Origin of the sequence: Exiguobacterium sp. 17-1 (genome assembly GCF_023096305.1) — a bacterium.
Classification (GTDB): Bacteria; Bacillota; Bacilli; order Exiguobacteriales; family Exiguobacteriaceae; genus Exiguobacterium_A; species Exiguobacterium_A sibiricum_A.
Window position 1 is genome coordinate 49,764 of sequence record NZ_JALIGJ010000005.1, and the last position, 15,998, is coordinate 65,761.

General features: G+C 46.3%; 15 protein-coding genes and 1 other annotated feature. Of the genes, 10 read left to right on the plus strand and 5 right to left on the minus strand.

The window, feature by feature from the left end:
- Positions 1 to 40 precede the first annotated feature (40 nt).
- Positions 41 to 2,053: a type I pullulanase gene (gene pulA / locus MUN34_RS12920; protein WP_247858005.1), complete on the minus strand. Its 2,013-nt coding sequence runs from the start codon at positions 2,051 to 2,053 to the stop codon at positions 41 to 43.
- Between the two features lie 161 nt (positions 2,054 to 2,214).
- Between pulA and MUN34_RS12925 the strand changes: the two genes are divergently transcribed.
- Positions 2,215 to 2,709, plus strand: coding sequence for a YajQ family cyclic di-GMP-binding protein (locus MUN34_RS12925; RefSeq protein ID WP_026827201.1), 495 nt, complete (start codon positions 2,215 to 2,217; stop codon positions 2,707 to 2,709).
- 49 nt (positions 2,710 to 2,758) lie between these two features.
- On the opposite strand, the gene MUN34_RS12930 is transcribed toward MUN34_RS12925, so the two are convergent.
- Entirely contained in the window at positions 2,759 to 3,541 is a 783-nt protein-coding gene (locus tag MUN34_RS12930) for a 3-hydroxybutyrate dehydrogenase (RefSeq protein WP_026827200.1), read from the minus strand.
- 114 nt (positions 3,542 to 3,655) lie between these two features.
- On the opposite strand from MUN34_RS12930, the gene MUN34_RS12935 reads away from it, so the two are divergent.
- The 3 genes from MUN34_RS12935 (at position 3,656) to MUN34_RS12945 (ending at position 5,698) form a co-directional block, all read left to right on the plus strand.
- Complete coding sequence (locus tag MUN34_RS12935; RefSeq protein WP_247858006.1) at positions 3,656 to 4,540, plus strand: LysR family transcriptional regulator; 885 nt, start codon at positions 3,656 to 3,658, stop codon at positions 4,538 to 4,540.
- 87 nt (positions 4,541 to 4,627) lie between these two features.
- A complete protein-coding gene (locus tag MUN34_RS12940) occupies positions 4,628 to 5,041 on the plus strand; it encodes a carboxymuconolactone decarboxylase family protein (protein ID WP_026827198.1) in 414 nt (137 codons plus the stop codon).
- Positions 5,042 to 5,104: 63 nt separating this feature from the next.
- Complete coding sequence (locus MUN34_RS12945; protein ID WP_247858007.1) at positions 5,105 to 5,698, plus strand: metallophosphoesterase family protein; 594 nt, start codon at positions 5,105 to 5,107, stop codon at positions 5,696 to 5,698.
- A 75-nt stretch (positions 5,699 to 5,773) separates the two neighbouring features.
- Here MUN34_RS12945 and MUN34_RS12950 read toward each other — a convergent pair whose 3' ends face one another.
- Both MUN34_RS12950 and argS read right to left on the minus strand, forming a co-directional pair.
- Entirely contained in the window at positions 5,774 to 6,379 is a 606-nt protein-coding gene (locus MUN34_RS12950) for a hypothetical protein (protein ID WP_026827196.1), read from the minus strand.
- Between the two features lie 30 nt (positions 6,380 to 6,409).
- Positions 6,410 to 8,092: an arginine--tRNA ligase gene (gene argS / locus MUN34_RS12955; RefSeq protein ID WP_026827195.1), complete on the minus strand. Its 1,683-nt coding sequence runs from the start codon at positions 8,090 to 8,092 to the stop codon at positions 6,410 to 6,412.
- Between the two features lie 57 nt (positions 8,093 to 8,149).
- Positions 8,150 to 8,371 (minus strand) — a binding site (T-box leader).
- 125 nt (positions 8,372 to 8,496) lie between these two features.
- On the opposite strand from argS, the gene MUN34_RS12960 reads away from it, so the two are divergent.
- Complete coding sequence (locus MUN34_RS12960) at positions 8,497 to 10,173, plus strand: GGDEF domain-containing protein (RefSeq protein ID WP_247858008.1); 1,677 nt, start codon at positions 8,497 to 8,499, stop codon at positions 10,171 to 10,173.
- Between the two features lie 15 nt (positions 10,174 to 10,188).
- Positions 10,189 to 10,968 (plus strand): alpha/beta hydrolase, encoded by a 780-nt coding sequence (locus MUN34_RS12965; RefSeq protein WP_247858009.1) that lies wholly within the window; start codon positions 10,189 to 10,191, stop codon positions 10,966 to 10,968.
- 61 nt (positions 10,969 to 11,029) lie between these two features.
- Here the strand turns inward: MUN34_RS12965 and trhO are convergent, their stop codons facing one another.
- Complete coding sequence (gene trhO, locus MUN34_RS12970) at positions 11,030 to 11,947, minus strand: oxygen-dependent tRNA uridine(34) hydroxylase TrhO (RefSeq protein WP_481804381.1); 918 nt, start codon at positions 11,945 to 11,947, stop codon at positions 11,030 to 11,032.
- Positions 11,948 to 12,183: 236 nt separating this feature from the next.
- Here trhO and MUN34_RS12975 point away from each other — a divergent pair, with 236 nt between their 5' ends.
- The 4 genes from MUN34_RS12975 (at position 12,184) to MUN34_RS12990 (ending at position 15,966) form a co-directional block, all read left to right on the plus strand.
- The gene (locus tag MUN34_RS12975; protein WP_247858011.1) at positions 12,184 to 12,828 is read left to right on the plus strand and encodes a TVP38/TMEM64 family protein; all 645 of its coding nucleotides are present in this window, start codon (positions 12,184 to 12,186) and stop codon (positions 12,826 to 12,828) included.
- A gap of 296 nt (positions 12,829 to 13,124) precedes the next feature.
- Complete coding sequence (locus tag MUN34_RS12980; protein ID WP_247858012.1) at positions 13,125 to 13,451, plus strand: DUF485 domain-containing protein; 327 nt, start codon at positions 13,125 to 13,127, stop codon at positions 13,449 to 13,451.
- Positions 13,448 to 15,004 carry a solute symporter family protein gene (locus tag MUN34_RS12985; protein WP_026827189.1) on the plus strand — a complete coding sequence of 519 codons (1,557 nt, stop codon included), beginning with the start codon at positions 13,448 to 13,450 and terminating at the stop codon, positions 15,002 to 15,004. Before MUN34_RS12980 ends, MUN34_RS12985 begins: the two co-directional genes overlap by 4 nt.
- A 107-nt stretch (positions 15,005 to 15,111) precedes the next feature.
- The gene (locus MUN34_RS12990) at positions 15,112 to 15,966 is read left to right on the plus strand and encodes a sulfite exporter TauE/SafE family protein (protein WP_114596637.1); all 855 of its coding nucleotides are present in this window, start codon (positions 15,112 to 15,114) and stop codon (positions 15,964 to 15,966) included.
- Positions 15,967 to 15,998 lie beyond the last annotated feature (32 nt).

Consider the following 15,998-nt stretch of genomic DNA (forward strand, 5'->3'; position numbering starts at 1 on the left):
AACCCCGATTCTTCCGATTTTCCCATTCTTTGAAGATACGTCATTTATTATTCTTGCGTCTTTTGTTCGCTGCATACAGCAAACCAAGAATCGTCAGTGCAGCACCACCTGCCACCGCATATTTTTTATAATCTGCTTTCCGTTCGGCAATGACCGTCGTCGATAGTGCTTTTACGATAAGTTGTTTTTCTTCATGCAGACGAGGGGCATGGATTTTTACAACCCCTTCTTCGACGAGAATTTCGAACTCGCCGCTCGGTAACTCGATTGTCACATCGTGTTCCGTCGCATTGTGGTACACCCGCTGACGTTCAACATATCCTTCGTACGTCCGTTTCAATTCATAGGCGATGATGCCTTCTCCTTCTTCCAGGAAACGGAGATGTTTCCGGATCATCGCTGTGTTTTCCAGACGGAACATCGGATACTGACGCCGCAGGGCAATCAACCCTTTGACATATTCGATGCCAAAACGGAATTGTTCTGCCCGCTCATAATCCAGTTGATTGACGACTTCTCCAGAATTGAAGCTGTCACGAATGCCATTTTTCGTCCTGAAAAATTCTTGACCCGCATGCAAAAACGGAATGCCTTGCCCGGTTAAAATAATCGCATTCGCAAGCATTTGCCGTTTCCGACGGATTTCATCCGTATCTTCCGGTCGTGACACGGACAATTTGTCCCAAATCGTTAAATCATCGTGTGCTTCGACATAAGAAACGACTTGATTCGGTTCATCCGCAAACCCTTGAGAAGAGACGTTCCCGGCGATTCCCCGTTTGACTTCACTTGTCCGCTCGAAAGCCCCACTGATAAATCCACGGTCAAGCGGTGTCTGAACGTCACCTTTGATACCGTCACGTAATCCGTTGTTGAAATGGGCGATTCCCGGCGTCTGTGGCGCATTAAAGTAGTTGGCTTTTTGATCGACTGCGAGTGGCGTGTCGAGATCCCACCCTTCACCGATAATCAAGATGGATGGATCAATCCGGTCGAGTGCATGACGGACTTGATTCATCGTTTCGATATCATGTAATCCCATCAAGTCAAACCGGAATCCGTCTAGATGATACTCTTTTGCCCAGTACGTTACACAATCAAGAATGAATTTACGCATCATGAAACGTTCTGATGCTGTGTCGTTTCCACAAAAGCTTCCATTCGAAAGTGTTCCGTCTGCTGCCTGCCGGTAAAAATAACCCGGGACGAATTGTCCGAGTGGTGCCGTTTCCGCATCATAGACGTGATTAAAAACCACGTCCATTACGACACGAATACCTCGGTCGTGCAAAGCTTGAATCAAGGCTTTTAATTCCCGGATCCGCGCTGCCGGATCATCCGGGTTGGACGAGTAGGATCCTTCCGGCGCAAAATAATTGACGGGATCGTATCCCCAGTTGTAGTTATCCGGATCGTTCGGCGCTGCCTCATTAACTGAACCGAAATCATAAATCGGAAGCAGTTGGACATGCGTCACACCTAAATCCGTCAGATAATCAAGCCCCGTCAATCCGCCTGATGGTGTCCGTGTCCCTGCTTCCGTCAATCCGCGAAAAGTGCCACGCTCGATAACCCCACTCGCCGAATGGCTCGTCGCGTCCCGAACATGTAATTCATAGATGACAGCATCTTGTGACGAGTGGAACAGAGGGCGTTCTTCAATCCAACGCTCCGGTTGAGTGGTGGACGGATCAATTAATGCTCCCCGTTTGCCATTTGTCCCGACTGCTTTCGCATACGGATCGACCGCTTCGACTTTCTGTCCGTTGATGCTGGCTTGAAACGTATAAAAGTAACCTTCATACACAGCACGATCCAGTTCGACGACGAATGTCCCCTGCTGATCTGCCGCCAATTCAAGTTCTTCAACTTTCCTTGCCCGCAATGTCCGGTACAAACGAATCACGACACGTTCCGCCGTCGGTGCCCATAAACGGACCCGTATCGTTTTTTCATCAAAGGTCGCTCCTAAATCCGATCCTCTATAGGCATACCGCTCATCCAGCTCTTCTGGTGTGAGCGTCAACATATCTGCTGTTTGTTTCAAAGCCATGCACCCCTTTCATTTCATGGTTTTCATTATAACAAAATTTCATACAGATGAACGATTCGACTGTCTCTCTTCCTGTTTCTTTTGCCGAAACTTCAGCGTGAAGTCAAAGCATCTGCGGACAAATATGCTAAAATGGTTGTGGAACGAAAGGGGAGATTTTTATGGCAGCAAAAGACAATTCATTTGATATCGTGTCACAAATCAACATCGAGGAAGTCAAAAACGCGATGCAAGTCGCTTTAAAGGAAATCACGAACCGCTTTGATTTCAAAGGATCAAAAAGCGACATGAAACTCGAGAAAGAAGATTTGATTCTGATCTCAGATGACAATTTTAAACTCGATCAAGTCAAAGACGTCCTGACAGCTAAACTCATTAAACGCGAAGTCCCGACGAAAAACCTGCAATACGAAAAAGTCGAGCAGGCAGCCGGAAACACGGTCCGTCAACGCGTGATTCTCAAAAGCGGAATCGATCGTGATGATGCTAAAAAAATCAACAATGCCGTCAAGGAATCAAAACTCAAGGTCAAAACTCAGATTCAAGACGATCAAATCCGTGTCACAGGAAAATCGCGTGATGACTTACAACAAGTCATGCAAATCGTCCGCGAATTGCCATTATCGGTCGACGTTCAGTTCCTCAATTTCCGTTAAGTATAAAAATACCCTTTCTCCAGCTTGGAGAAAGGGTATTTTTTCGTTCTTATTGAGCCGTATATCCCCCATCAAGTACAACCGCTTGACCGGTTACACCGGCTGCTTTGTCACTCGCGAGGAAGATCGCGTAGTCCGCAATTTCTTTGACTTGCAGTAAACGGTGTTGCGGCACCAATGGATAGATGACTTCTTCAAGTACCCGGTCGAGTGGCACATTCCGTGTTTCGGCAAGCGAAGACAATTGTTTTTGGACGAGTGGTGTATCGACATAACCCGGGCAAATCGCATTGACGGTAATACCGGATGTCGCACCTTCAAGTGCTGCGACTTTCGTCAAACCGATGACACCGTGTTTCGCACTGTTGTAAGCCGCTTTACCGGCAAATCCGATTAATCCGTTAATCGATGACATGTTTAAAATACGGCCGAATCCTTGTTTTTTCATGATTGGGAAGACATATTTCGTATACAGGAACGGCGCACGCAACATGATACTTTGCAGTAAATCGAATTTTTCAGTCGAGAACTCTTCGATTGGTGAGACGTGTTGCATACCGGCATTGTTAATGACGATATCGATTCGTCCATAATGACTCATCGTTTGTTCGATACTTGACTGAATCGCAACTTCACTCGTGACATCCCCTGCCACAGCAAAGGCTTCAAATCCTTTACTTTGAAGTGTTTCTGCCGCCTGTTTCGCTGCATTCTCCTGTAAATCAACAATCACGACTTTTGCACCTTCTTGCGCAAATTCTTCTGCGATCTCAAGACCGATCCCACTTGCTGCTCCGGTAATCAATGCGACTTTTCCTTCAAGTTGTTTCATCTTCATCTACTCCTCTTTACTCGTTTGTTTCTTTTACTGTACGCTTAGACAATAAATAATAAAAATGAATACTTGTTATGATAGATATAACAAAAACGAATAGGAGTGAATCAGATGGATTTTCGCCAATTGGAATATTTTACGGAAGTCGCCCGCTTCAAAAGTTTTACCCGGGCAGCGGATCACCTCCATGTCACGCAACCAACACTCAGTAAAATGGTCCGCCATTTAGAAGAAGAACTGGATATAGAGCTGTTTGATCGGAGTAAACGGCAAATTGTGTTAACGGATGCCGGGGAAACGTTACTTGTCGAAGGTGAAAAGATATTAAATCAGCTCGCTGATCTGCCATCCCATCTCTACGACGTCATGCACTTGACGAAAGGAACAATCCGAATCGGTGTACCGCCTCTGATCGGTTCCTTATTTTTTCCACGTCTGCTTCGCCTGTTCCGTGAACGTTATCCGATGGTGACGATTGAAATTACAGAAGCCGGTGGACATGCGCTTGAAAAGGCCGTCGTTGCCGGTGAAGTCGATTTGATTGCCACCGTCTTTCCGGCCGATGAACATTTGACGGTGTATCCCTTTATTGAAGAAGAACTGCATTTATTTTTACCGGAACACCATCCGCTTGCTGACCGGTCGTCGATTGCACTGGCGGATGTCGCCGAGATGCCGTTCGTTCTCTTTAATGAAACCTTCTCCCTTCACGATGTCGTCTTACAGGCTTGCGAAGCGGCAGGTTTTCAACCGACGATCGCCCATGTCAGCTCGCAATGGGACTTCTTGTGCTTACTCGTCGCTGAAGGCAATGCCGTGACCGTTCTTCCACGGTCTTTAGCTCAACAAATGACGATCAACGGTGTTAAGACGATTCCGCTTGATGTCCGTGTGCCATGGCAACTCGGTGTCGCTGTTCCAACCGGGCGTTATCAGTCCTACGTGACGCGGGAATGGATTCGGTTTGTTCGAGAAATCCATTCCTTAAACGAATGACAAGTATAAAAATCATGTATTTGTAGCATGAGTATTCTTCCTTTAAGATAAACCGTATCGTTCATAACAGAAAGGAAGTTATTCATCATGGCTACAGACTTAAACAACAGACACGAAGTAGGACTAAAAAAATTAAACGAGTTTACAGATACAAATTCTGCACAATCGACGCACGAAAAAATCGCCGAGTCGTTAAAAGACATCGCACCGGCAGTCGGCGAATGGATTACAGATTTTGCTTACGGTGAAGTCTACAGCCGGAACGGACTTGTCAATCGTGACCGGGCAATCGTCACGATTGCTACACTTGTTACACAAGGGACAGAGCCTCAGCTTGCTCTTCATATCAATACTGGATTAACAGCCGGATTGACAGGAAACGAAATCGTTGAAGCCATCATGCATCTCGTTCCTTACACTGGCTTCCCCCGTGTTCTTAATGCACTCGAAGTCGCAAAAGTTGTCTTTGCTGAACGCGGTGTCACAGTCGACCCGGCTTAATTAAAAATAGGATGAGCAGCATGAAACGCAGGGTATACTCTTAGTACAAGGGAGCGATGCCAGATGCAGTATGCACTCATCACGGATTTGCACAGTTCATTATCCGATACACGTGCTGTGTTGACAGATATTCAACAGACGGCTCCGCAAGCCATTGTCTTTTCGCTCGGGGATGTCCATGAGTGTCACATCGGAAAAAAGCGGGCCAAACGGTATACGTTTGAAGAAATCGAACAAATCGTGACGCTTGATCCCGATTTTTTGAAATTGCTGTTTTTTGAGACGTTGCTTGGAAATCAGGAAGAACGCTTATTTTCATTGATTCCAATGGGGATATCCAGTCATCTCGATCAACTGCGCTCATCAGATCGCACGAAGCAAATAGCGTCGGCTTTGTTCATTCATGGTGATCAATTGAAATGGAGCTATGATTTGACGCCTGATACATCCTCTTATCTGGACCGGCTCTTGTTTTTTGGACACAGCCATGTGCACGGATTATTTAAAGAGGGTAAACGTCTGGCCATTCATCATGATATTCCGATTTCCATCAAACGTGGCCGTTATGCCATCAACGTCGGACCGGTTCTGGTCGAACGCGAATGGTTACTATACGATACGACGGCCGAAACCATCACCTTTCATCAAGTCAAATGAATATCTGACATGAAAAAAATCCCCCGCTTCATTCACAGCTCGTGAATGAAGCGGGGGATTTTGATGTCGTCTCTTTTACAGAGAACGAACAAGTGAAGCGCGAACTAAATCAACTTGTGTAAATTCTGTTTTATCGGCAAATTGATTCACGACACGGCGGACTTCACCTTGACGGCGGACGAAGCTTGTTGGAACCGGTGTTTTCCGGACAAGTTGCTCATACAATGTCGTCAACTGATGATCATCGATGACAGTCGTCATTTGATCGAGGAATAACAAAACATGGAGACGGTTCAAATAATCCCACGGCTTGTCTTCCGAACGAAATTCATTTCGTGCCAACCATTTCTTCAGACCGATAGCATCGATTTGATTCAACGTCTCTTTTGTACGGGGAGCTTTCCATAACGCCAATAACTCACCGAGTTTTTTGCGCGTTTGTTTTTTTGCCATGAAGAACTCGAAGTTACTTTTCGTATCGAGTGCGTCACCGCTGATCGGAGCAATTTGATCAGCTCCTGGTGCTGTCACGAAATCTAAGATGAAATCGACTGATTCGCCTGGCAGCCACGTGGCAACCTTTCCGTGAAAATCAGCAATAAAAGCGATGGATGCAGCCAAATCTTCCTGATTCATTTGTGTAGATGCGTGCTGTAACCGTTCCATTGTCTCTTTGTTCATATGATAACCCCATCTTTAATCTGATTTATATTACATTTCTTCTGGAGCGCCGACACCGAGCAGGCGTAATCCTTCCGTCAATACAATCGTAACCGATTTTACGAGCGCGAGGCGAGATTGTTTTTCCGCATCGTCTTCGAGGACACGAACCTGTCCGTAATATTTGTTGAAGCTTTGAGCTAAATCAAGGACATAACGGCTGATGATCGATGGTTCGCGACGTGTAAACGCCCGGTCAATCACTGTCGAGAACTGGTTCAGCATCGAGACGACACCCCATGAATAGTCGTCTGCACTACCGGCAAATGCTGATCCATCATATTCGCCTTTACGTAATAATGAATTTGCCCGTGCATTCGTATATTGGACGTATGGACCTGTTTCTCCTTCAAATTTCAACATTTGCTCCAAATCGAATTCAATGTTGTTCATGCGCTCATTTTTTAAATCATGGAAAATGACAGCACCGACACCGACTTCGCGTGCCGTCTGTTCGGCATTGGCAAGGTTCGGATTTTTCTCAGCGATGTTTTGTTTCGCGACATTGATTGCATCTTGAAGCACTTCTTCGAGAAGGACAATCCGTCCTTTACGTGTCGACATCTTTTTCCCGTCTTTCATGATCAGACCAAACGGGACATGGTGCATACCGTCGACATTTTCAAAACCAAGTTTCTTCAGAACAGCAAACAGCTGTTTAAAGTGAAGGGCTTGTTCGCCACCGACAACATAAAAGGCTTGCTCAAAACCGTATGTCTCAAGACGATAGACGGCAGCAGCCAAATCGCGTGTCGCGTATAATGTCGCACCGTCTTTTTTCTTGATCAAAGCAGGAGGCATTCCTTCAGCTTCGAGGTCGACGACCATGGCGCCTTCCGACTCGACGAGCAACTCTTTTTCTTCTAATAAATCGATGACGTGCTGCATCTTATCATTATAGAAGGCTTCACCGTTCAAGCTGTCGAAACTGACACCCAGCATTTCATACACACGGTTGAACTCGACGAGCGAAACTTCACGGAACCATGTCCAAAGTGTCGTCGCTTGTTCGTCACCCTGTTCGAGTTTTTTGAACCAAGCCCGCCCTTCATCTTCAAGAGCCGGATTTTCTTCCGCTTCTTCATGGAAACGGACATATAGTTTCAACAATTCTTTGATTGGCTCAGCGCGGACGTCTTCTTCCTTGCCCCACATGTTGTAAGCAACCATCAACTTGCCGAACTGTGTACCCCAGTCTCCCAGGTGGTTGATGCCGACGACTTCGTATCCTTTTTTCCGTGAAATCTGGTTCAATGCGTTTCCGATGACTGTCGAACGTAAATGTCCCATCGAGAATGGTTTTGCGATGTTCGGAGACGAGAAATCCGTGACAATCGTTTTGCCGTTCGCTTCGCTTGATCCGTAAGCTTGTTGTTCTTCTAACACACGTTTGATGATTTCGCGCGAAACCACTTCCCGGTTCAAGAAGACGTTCACGTACGGTCCGGCTGCTTGCACGTTCGAGAATAGTGGATTATCGATTTTTTCAGCCAGCTCTGTCGCAATCATCATCGGTGCTTTGCGGAATGCTTTCGCGAGTTGGAAACATGGGAACGCCAGGTCTCCGTGATCCTCGTGTTTTGGTTGTTCGATCAACTGTTCAATTTCTTCTTGTGACAATGCGTCACCGATCACATCATGTAATACTTGGGCATACTGTTGCTTGTAACTCATCTTGTTTCCTCCAAACAGTTTATTTTTTCCAATAAAAAACGCCCTTTGCGCAACACGCAAAGAGACGGAATGACCGCGGTACCACTCTTCTTGATGTCGACGGTACGACACCCACTTTAGCGGGGGTAACGGGGGTCCCCCGGCTAGGCCTGATCACATGGATTCGGATAGCGTCTCGGAAGTGCGTTTCACGATGGTCTAATCTGTTCAGGCTTCCACCGTTCCCTGATTCGCTGGCCGATTAAATCATATCGCTACTTTCTTCGTCATCGATTGTTTGATATCTTTCACATTATACGCAATTCACTGCATTCTCTCAACCTTATTTTTTTGTAAATCCATCATCATAATTTCCACAAAACGGGTATAAGTAGGGAAGGACTGTTAAAGGAGGGAGACGCATCATGGTCTACTATCAAAAAGTCGCACGAAACAGTTGGCTCGTCTTGTGTCTCGTTGTTAGTCTGCTTACCTTCACTTTACTTATCCATCCGACACTCATCGACTTTCCACTCTCATTCGGCAATGCAGCCTACCTTCTTGCACTTATCATCTTGTTCCAGTTCGACAACGTCCGTCGGGGGGGCATTTATTATACGTTTCAGGAAGGAATCATCTTGTTTATCTTTCTCAACTACGGTTTATTGCCGTCGATCTTGCTCAGTCAGATTGGTATCATCATCTTTCAAATTTTTTCTCATAAAAAAGAAATCCGTCTCAAACGGTTTTTATACTTGTATCCAATCAATGTCCTGTTTGATTTGTTTTATCTCGCTTGTCCCTCACTCGTTTACTTGGCACTCGGTGGGCCCATCGGTACTGGATTCACGTACTCGGAAGCGATCGTTCCCTTTTTAGGATACTTAACGGCTGTCATGCTCGTCTCTTACTTGCAGTGCCGTTTCGTCAATCGTGTCTTGTATCTGAAATACGATTGGATCCGTCTTGTCCGTTTGCAGACACTGGTTTACGGGACGAGTATGCTGTGTGCGTTTCTCGGCATCTGGTTTTACGATGAAAACCCGCTCATCGCCGCTTCCGTCTCAGCACTCATCTTACTTTTGTTCAAACGGTTGCTCCAACAACGGGGTGTGACGATGGAAGCGAACGAAAAAGCCAAACGGTTTGATGACGCGAAAGAACGATTGCTGATTTCCCGGTTCGAACAAGAAACGAGTGACTCCTTATTACGCGACTTGCCTCACCTGATTGATTTTTCCGAAGGCTGGATTTCGATTCAGCAACAACGCAAGCAAACCATCTACAACATACGGACGAAAACAATCATTGATGTCCTGCCTCTGTTCCATTCCTTGTCGGCTGAACAGCTGCAGACCCCAATCATTCATGGCCTTCGGTTCGATTGGGGTACAGATATCCAGATTGACTTACCTGTTGATCGTCATTCGATGATTGCGATTCCGTCCATCACAAACGAAGATGTCGATGTATCGATCGTCCTGTTTCATCAAACCGCTGATGCCTATGATGCGACAAGTGCCGATGAGCTTTCACGTTTGTTACGTATTTTCTGCCGGGTGTTGCACCGTTCGCAGGAAACATATCAACTGTATGCTGAAAGCCGGACTGACGCTTTGACGGAGCTCGCCAACAGCCGTGCGTTTTACGAAGAAGGGGCACAGCAATTCGCCTCCGACCGCTATCCGCTGTCAATTATTTTATTTGATATCGATCACTTCAAACACGTCAACGATACGTATGGCCATAAGGTCGGTGACCTTGTCCTGCGTGAGCTTGGTCGCAGAATTCGGTCCGTGCAACAGAAAAAGCAGCATGTCTTCGCAGCGCGATACGGTGGAGAGGAGTTTGTTTTATTACTCAATCAATCGCCACAGAAACAAGCCATCGATTTTGCAGAAGAAATTCGTCATGCTGTCCTCGACCGACCGTTCGTCGTCGATGGATATCGCTTATCCATCACCATCAGTCTCGGCGTCGACACCGTCGAATATCCATCTGAACGGTCGTTCGAAGAATCGCTTCGTCAAGCGGATCATGCTCTTTATGTCGGTGGAAAACACAACGGTCGCAATTGTACCGCTCATTACGCTAATCTTTGAAAGGTCGTGACTCTATTGTCGATTACTGAAATTGCCCGAACAATCCCGACCCTTACATCGCCTCGAACCATTCGGATTTATCGTCCGACCGAACTACCTGTCGACGAAGCGCTCCCAGTCATTTATATGCATGATGGACAAAACGTGTTTAGTGGTGAGACCGCTTCTTTCGGAAAAGGCTGGGAAGTCCATCACGCACTGCACACCGTTCAGCTGCATGCGATGATCGTCGCCATCGACAGTCCGGATGATGGGATGGACCGATATGATGAATATGCGCCTTGGACGGACGAAGCTCTTTTAATGCGCAAGGCCTATCCGTCCCATCGCAAGACGATTGGTGGCAACGGAAAACAATACATGCACTGGATCGTTCACGAACTAAAACCGTATATCGACACGCATTATGCGACGATTCCGACAGATACGACCATGATCGGCAGTTCCATGGGTGGTGTCATTTCATTGTACGGCTTGTTTGCTTATCCGGAAGTCTTTACGCGTGTCGCTGCTTTATCGACGGCTGGTTGGGCGAATTTTTCTTCTTTACTGGAATTTATCGAGCATAGTCCACGATTATCCGAGCACCATCGTTGTTACATGGATGTCGGTACGAAGGAAGTCAGCGGACCGATGACGGAAAATGACTACCTGCATACGAACGATGTTCTTGCTAAAGCGGTTCAGAAAAAAGTTCCACAAGCGGCTTATGAAATTATCCCCGGTGCCATCCATCATGAAACTGAATGGGCGAAACGAATGCCGGATATCCTCCGCTTCTTGTTCTCCATCTAAACAAACAGGCTGACGGAATCCGAATCCCGGATTTCGTCAGCCTGTTTTCATTCATACTTGATCACTTTACCAGTTCTTCCGTTTGTTCTTTTACATAACGGTTGCGCGGGTGTTCCCGGCATTCGTCTGAACAAGAACGCATGACTTTCGGTTCACACTCTTCACAGCAGAAGTGTTGACGATTACATTCCGGATTTGCACAATTCACGTAACGTGTTTCGTCTTTTCCACAGTAATAACAAGTCGAGACGACCGTTGGATTAACTTCGTTGACAGGTACTTGAATGCGTTCATCGAACACATACAACTCCCCTTCCCAGTCTTCTCCACGTGTCGCTTCATCTTTCCCATACATGACGACTCCGCCTTTTAAGTGGAAGATGTCGTCGCTGTTTTGACGTTTACGGAAATATGCCGTGAATTTTTCACAACGGACACCGCCCGTACAGTATGTCAGGACCTTTTTCCCTTCAAACAAATGTTCATTTTCATCAAGCCATTGCGGGAATTCACGTGAAGCATCGACATCGACCTTGACGGCATTTTTAAAATGACCGAGATCGTATTCATAGTTGTTCCGAACATCAAGAATGACGACATCTTCGTTTTGCATCATGTCTTTCCACTCAGTTGGTTCAAGATACGTGGCATGTTCTTCCGGCACGTTGAACTCATCTTCAAAACGCCATGTGACAAGTTCGCTTTTATAACGAACGAAAATTTTCTTGAAGGCATGTTCGTCGACCTCATCGATTTTGAACTCAATGTCACTAAACCGTGGATCGGCAAGCAAGTCTTGCATGTATTGATCGGTTTGCTCGACTGTTCCAGACAGTGTGCCATTGATTCCTTCTGGAGCAATCAAGATTCTTCCTTTGATGCCAAGCTCTTTGCAATACGCAAGGTGCTCTTTTGTTAATTGTTCCGCATTGTCGATCGGAACATACTTATAAAATAATAGTACGCGATAAGGTTTCATAATCCTCATTGGCCCCCATGTCAGTTTTTTGCAGTAAAACGAACGTTGGCGAACGAAGCGTCATAGCTATTAGCTAGCTGGGAACGCCTGCAAAACGCACCCATTTAAGTATAATACCAACTTCATTTGAAATGTACAATTGCCAGTTCAGCGGACGACGCGATAAAGTTTTTCCTTTCTGATGAGTAAAGAGTTAAAATAGAAATTAGCAGTTTATTTTGTAAGGAGGATTCCGAATGCTCCAAACCGTCCGTCAGTGGATTGAACAGATGATTACGTTTCTCCAGGATCTTCCGGGTGGTGCTTCGACCGGATTGATTGCTCCTTTTTTGGAATCACTTTTTCCGTTCCTCCCGCTTGTTCTCATCATTTCCGCCAATGCAGCGACTTATGGATTTTGGATGGGTGTACTCGTCTCTTGGGTCGGAAGTATGCTCGGTTCACTTGTCGTCTTTGCCTGTATCCGTTATTTATTCCGTCGCCCTGTCACGAGGTGGCTTGAACAACATAAAGCCGCCCAACAGTGGATTGAACGTGTTCGTCATATGAGTCCGATTTCACTCGGTTTTTTCTTTTCACTTCCGTTCATGCCGGCATTCATCATTACAGCAATTTCTGCAATGATTCAACTGTCACTTCGGACTTATTTGATTGCGGCTGGAGCAGGTCGACTGATTGTCGTCATCATCTTCTCCTTAATCGGTAAAGAATGGTCGACTTTTTTGGAACGGCCGATTCGCCTTGTTTTTCTGTTCCTGATTTTACTCGCCATCTGGGGAGTCAGTCGTGGCGTCGAAGAAATCATCAAGCGCCGCGCCCTCGCACGACGTTCCAAGTCACTGCGTGATCTTGAACAAGAAATCGAGCACAATAACAAATGATTTGATCAATCATCGGCACACTCTTTATCAGGGTGTGTCGTTTTAATTATCCCGATTTAGCGTTTCGTTATGCCGTTTCCGCTTATATTTCCAGGCAGGACTTTTGAATCATTTTTCTACATTAATATATTTCTAGAATAACGTTCACATTTTGTCCAACATTGAAAACGCTTACAAATAATTGGTAAGACCAATACTGATATAACATCTTTGTTTCTCCCTTCTAAATTAGGATAGATTTTCCAAAGAAAGTGTCTCTATAATGAATTTAAATTCATTTTCAAAGGAGGCGTCTCATGCACCAGGTATCTGAAACAGCGAAGACGGAAACGACACGCTCTGCTGAAGCAATCGTTGAAAGTGCATCGTTTAAACAATTGATGCGCGAGAAGAATACATTCATCTTACCGGCGATTGTATTTTGTCTCATTTTTTATTTTACGCTTCCCATCATGACAAGCTATTTCACCTTCTTGAATCGGCCATTGCTTGGTGATATCACAGGGGCTTGGTTATTTGCTTTCCTGCAGTTCATCATGACGTGGACGTTTTGTACGCTTTACAACAAAAAGGCACGTTCGTTTGATCGACTGGTCGAACAGATCAAGGAGGAATCCAGATGAACTATACCGCTGTCGCCCTATTCGCTGCGATTGTCGGGTTAACACTCGTCATTACATATTTCGCTGCCCGTAAAACAAAGACGGCGAATGATTTTTATACTGCGGACGGTGGTTTGACCGGCGCTCAAAACGGAATCGCCATTGCCGGTGACTACATGTCTGCTGCTTCCTTCCTCGGAATCGCCGGTATGATCGCCCTGGCTGGATTTGACGGATTCTTTTATTCCATTGGTTTTCTCGTTGCCTACCTCGTCGTTCTTTACCTCGTCGCCGAACCATTACGCAACTTAGGGAAATACACGATGGCAGATATGATTGCTGCTCGTTTCAATGCTTCGAAAGTTCGTGGTGTTGCCGCAATGAACTCAATCGTCATCTCGATTTTCTACATGATTGCGCAACTGGTTGGAGCCGGTGCTTTGATTGAGTTGCTACTCGGGATTCCGTATACGACAAGCGTCATCATCGTCGGTATTTTGATGACTGTATATGTTGTTTTTGGCGGTATGACGGCCACCTCATGGGTACAAATCATCAAAGCGATTCTATTGATGGCCGGTACAGCCGTTATTTCCTTCATGGTATTTGCCAAATTCGATTTCTCAATCATGAAGATGTTCTCGGAAGTGAAACAAGCAACACCGCTCGGTGACGCCTTCTTGAATCCCGGAAACAAGTTTAAGTTACCGCTCGATACGATTTCCTTAAACTTGGCACTTGTTCTCGGGACAGCCGGATTGCCGCACATTTTAATCCGCTTCTTTACGGTAAAAGATGCACCGACTGCCCGGCAATCAGTTGTTTATGCGACATGGATCATCGGCGCCTTTTATATCTTAACGATTTTCCTTGGATTTGGAGCCGCTGCCTTCGTTGGAGCAGATGACATCATCGCTGCGAATGCTGCTGGAAACATGGCCGCACCTCTTCTCGCACAGGCGCTTGGCGGAGATTTACTGTTCGCCTTCGTTGCGGCTGTCGCTTTTGCGACCATCCTTGCCGTCGTTGCCGGACTCGTTTTATCGGCTGCTTCCGCCTTTGCCCATGATTTTTACAGTCATATTCTGCGTAAAGGGCAAGCGACGGAAAAAGAACAAATGACGGCTGCCCGTCTCGCCTCCATTGCCGTCGCACTTGTTTCGATGGTACTGGCGTTATTCGCTCAATCGATGAACGTCGCATTCCTCGTTTCACTGGCCTTTGCAGTGGCAGCCAGTGCCAATTTGCCCGTCATTTTGCTGACGATTTTCTGGCGCCGTTTCAATACTGGCGGAGCTGTCACAGGTATGGTCGTCGGTCTTTTCTCTTCACTGCTTCTCGTCGCGCTCAGTCCTAATATCTGGGCAGTTGACGGTTCAGCCTTATTCGTCGGGGAAGCATTATTCCCACTGTCGAATCCGGGAATTGTTTCGATTCCACTTGGTTTTCTAGGTGCGATCATCGGAACACTTGTTACGAAATCGGACGAAGTGGCCGGTAACTTCGAACGTATTCTTGTCAAAGCCAATACCGGTATTGATGCAGCAACTGAAGTTGCTGCATCAAAAGAATAATCCCCTTAACGGCTCCTTCAACCCCCTTGAAGGAGCCGTTCCCTTTTACATTTTATGAATGAATTGCCATACTAACCGTATGAAAGAACGTGAAAGGAATGTCTCAAATGGAATTTTATTATTTTTTACCGCTCGGCTTTTTCATTGGCATCATCTCTGGTTTCTTTGGAATCGGCGGCGGAATCATTTTGACCCCGTTGTTGTTGATTCTTGGTTTTGCACCGAGTGTCGCCATCGCGACCAGTTTAATGTTAACCCTTGGATCGACCGTATCCGGTACCCTCTCGCACCTCCGCCTGAAAAATGTAGTCTGGCGTGACAGCCTGGTCGTCGGTTTAGTCGGCATCATCGGCTCTACCATCGCGACCCCGATCGTTCTCCGGTTAGAGGAAGTGAACGGCGCCCATCTCGTCATCTCGATCGTGTATATCGGTTTGCTCCTGTACTTCGCCAATAAATTTTTACGTCCCAAAACAACGACCGGATCACAGACCGGTTGGAAAAACCGTTATCTGGCGCTTGGATTCATCGGACTGTTTGCCGGATTCATCTCGTCGTTGCTCGGTGTCAGCGGTGGTTTTATCATTACACCGTTACTCGTCGGTATCGCCGGATATGAGTTGAAGCGCGCAGTCGGAACAAGTATTGCTTCTGCCTTACTGATCGTCTTGTCCGGTCTCGTCAACTATACGGTTGCAAGTACCGATGTCGATCTCCTCGTCGGAGTCATGTTGATCATCGGAGCGTTACTCGGTGCGCCGATCGGTGCGAAACAGTTGGCTCATTTCGACAGCCCTTTCGTCAAAAAATATCTCGGTATTTTTTATCTGACCGTTGCAACAAGCGTCCTTCTTGAAGTCCTTCATTTCAATACGGCTTCACTGATTGTCTTGATTGCCCTTAGTCTTATCTTCTTGCTGACACTCGTCGTCTACAGCCGGAGACGGTCTGTTCGACGCTGATTCTGCCTATAATTTCGCCTCCCGACAGTTCC

Bases quoted from the DNA above. Each gene is read 5' to 3' on its own strand.
- pulA (WP_247858005.1), bottom strand. From the start codon at position 2,053: ATGGCTTTGAAACAAACAGCAGATATGTTGACGCTCACACCAGAAGAG.
- MUN34_RS12925 (WP_026827201.1), top strand. From the start codon at position 2,215: ATGGCAGCAAAAGACAATTCATTTGATATCGTGTCACAAATCAACATC.
- MUN34_RS12930 (WP_026827200.1), bottom strand. From the start codon at position 3,541: ATGAAACAACTTGAAGGAAAAGTCGCATTGATTACCGGAGCAGCAAGT.
- MUN34_RS12935 (WP_247858006.1), top strand. From the start codon at position 3,656: ATGGATTTTCGCCAATTGGAATATTTTACGGAAGTCGCCCGCTTCAAA.
- MUN34_RS12940 (WP_026827198.1), top strand. From the start codon at position 4,628: ATGGCTACAGACTTAAACAACAGACACGAAGTAGGACTAAAAAAATTA.
- MUN34_RS12945 (WP_247858007.1), top strand. From the start codon at position 5,105: ATGCAGTATGCACTCATCACGGATTTGCACAGTTCATTATCCGATACA.
- MUN34_RS12950 (WP_026827196.1), bottom strand. From the start codon at position 6,379: ATGAACAAAGAGACAATGGAACGGTTACAGCACGCATCTACACAAATG.
- argS (WP_026827195.1), bottom strand. From the start codon at position 8,092: ATGAGTTACAAGCAACAGTATGCCCAAGTATTACATGATGTGATCGGT.
- MUN34_RS12960 (WP_247858008.1), top strand. From the start codon at position 8,497: ATGGTCTACTATCAAAAAGTCGCACGAAACAGTTGGCTCGTCTTGTGT.
- trhO (WP_481804381.1), bottom strand. From the start codon at position 11,947: ATGAAACCTTATCGCGTACTATTATTTTATAAGTATGTTCCGATCGAC.
- MUN34_RS12975 (WP_247858011.1), top strand. From the start codon at position 12,184: ATGCTCCAAACCGTCCGTCAGTGGATTGAACAGATGATTACGTTTCTC.
- MUN34_RS12980 (WP_247858012.1), top strand. From the start codon at position 13,125: ATGCACCAGGTATCTGAAACAGCGAAGACGGAAACGACACGCTCTGCT.
- MUN34_RS12985 (WP_026827189.1), top strand. From the start codon at position 13,448: ATGAACTATACCGCTGTCGCCCTATTCGCTGCGATTGTCGGGTTAACA.
- MUN34_RS12990 (WP_114596637.1), top strand. From the start codon at position 15,112: ATGGAATTTTATTATTTTTTACCGCTCGGCTTTTTCATTGGCATCATC.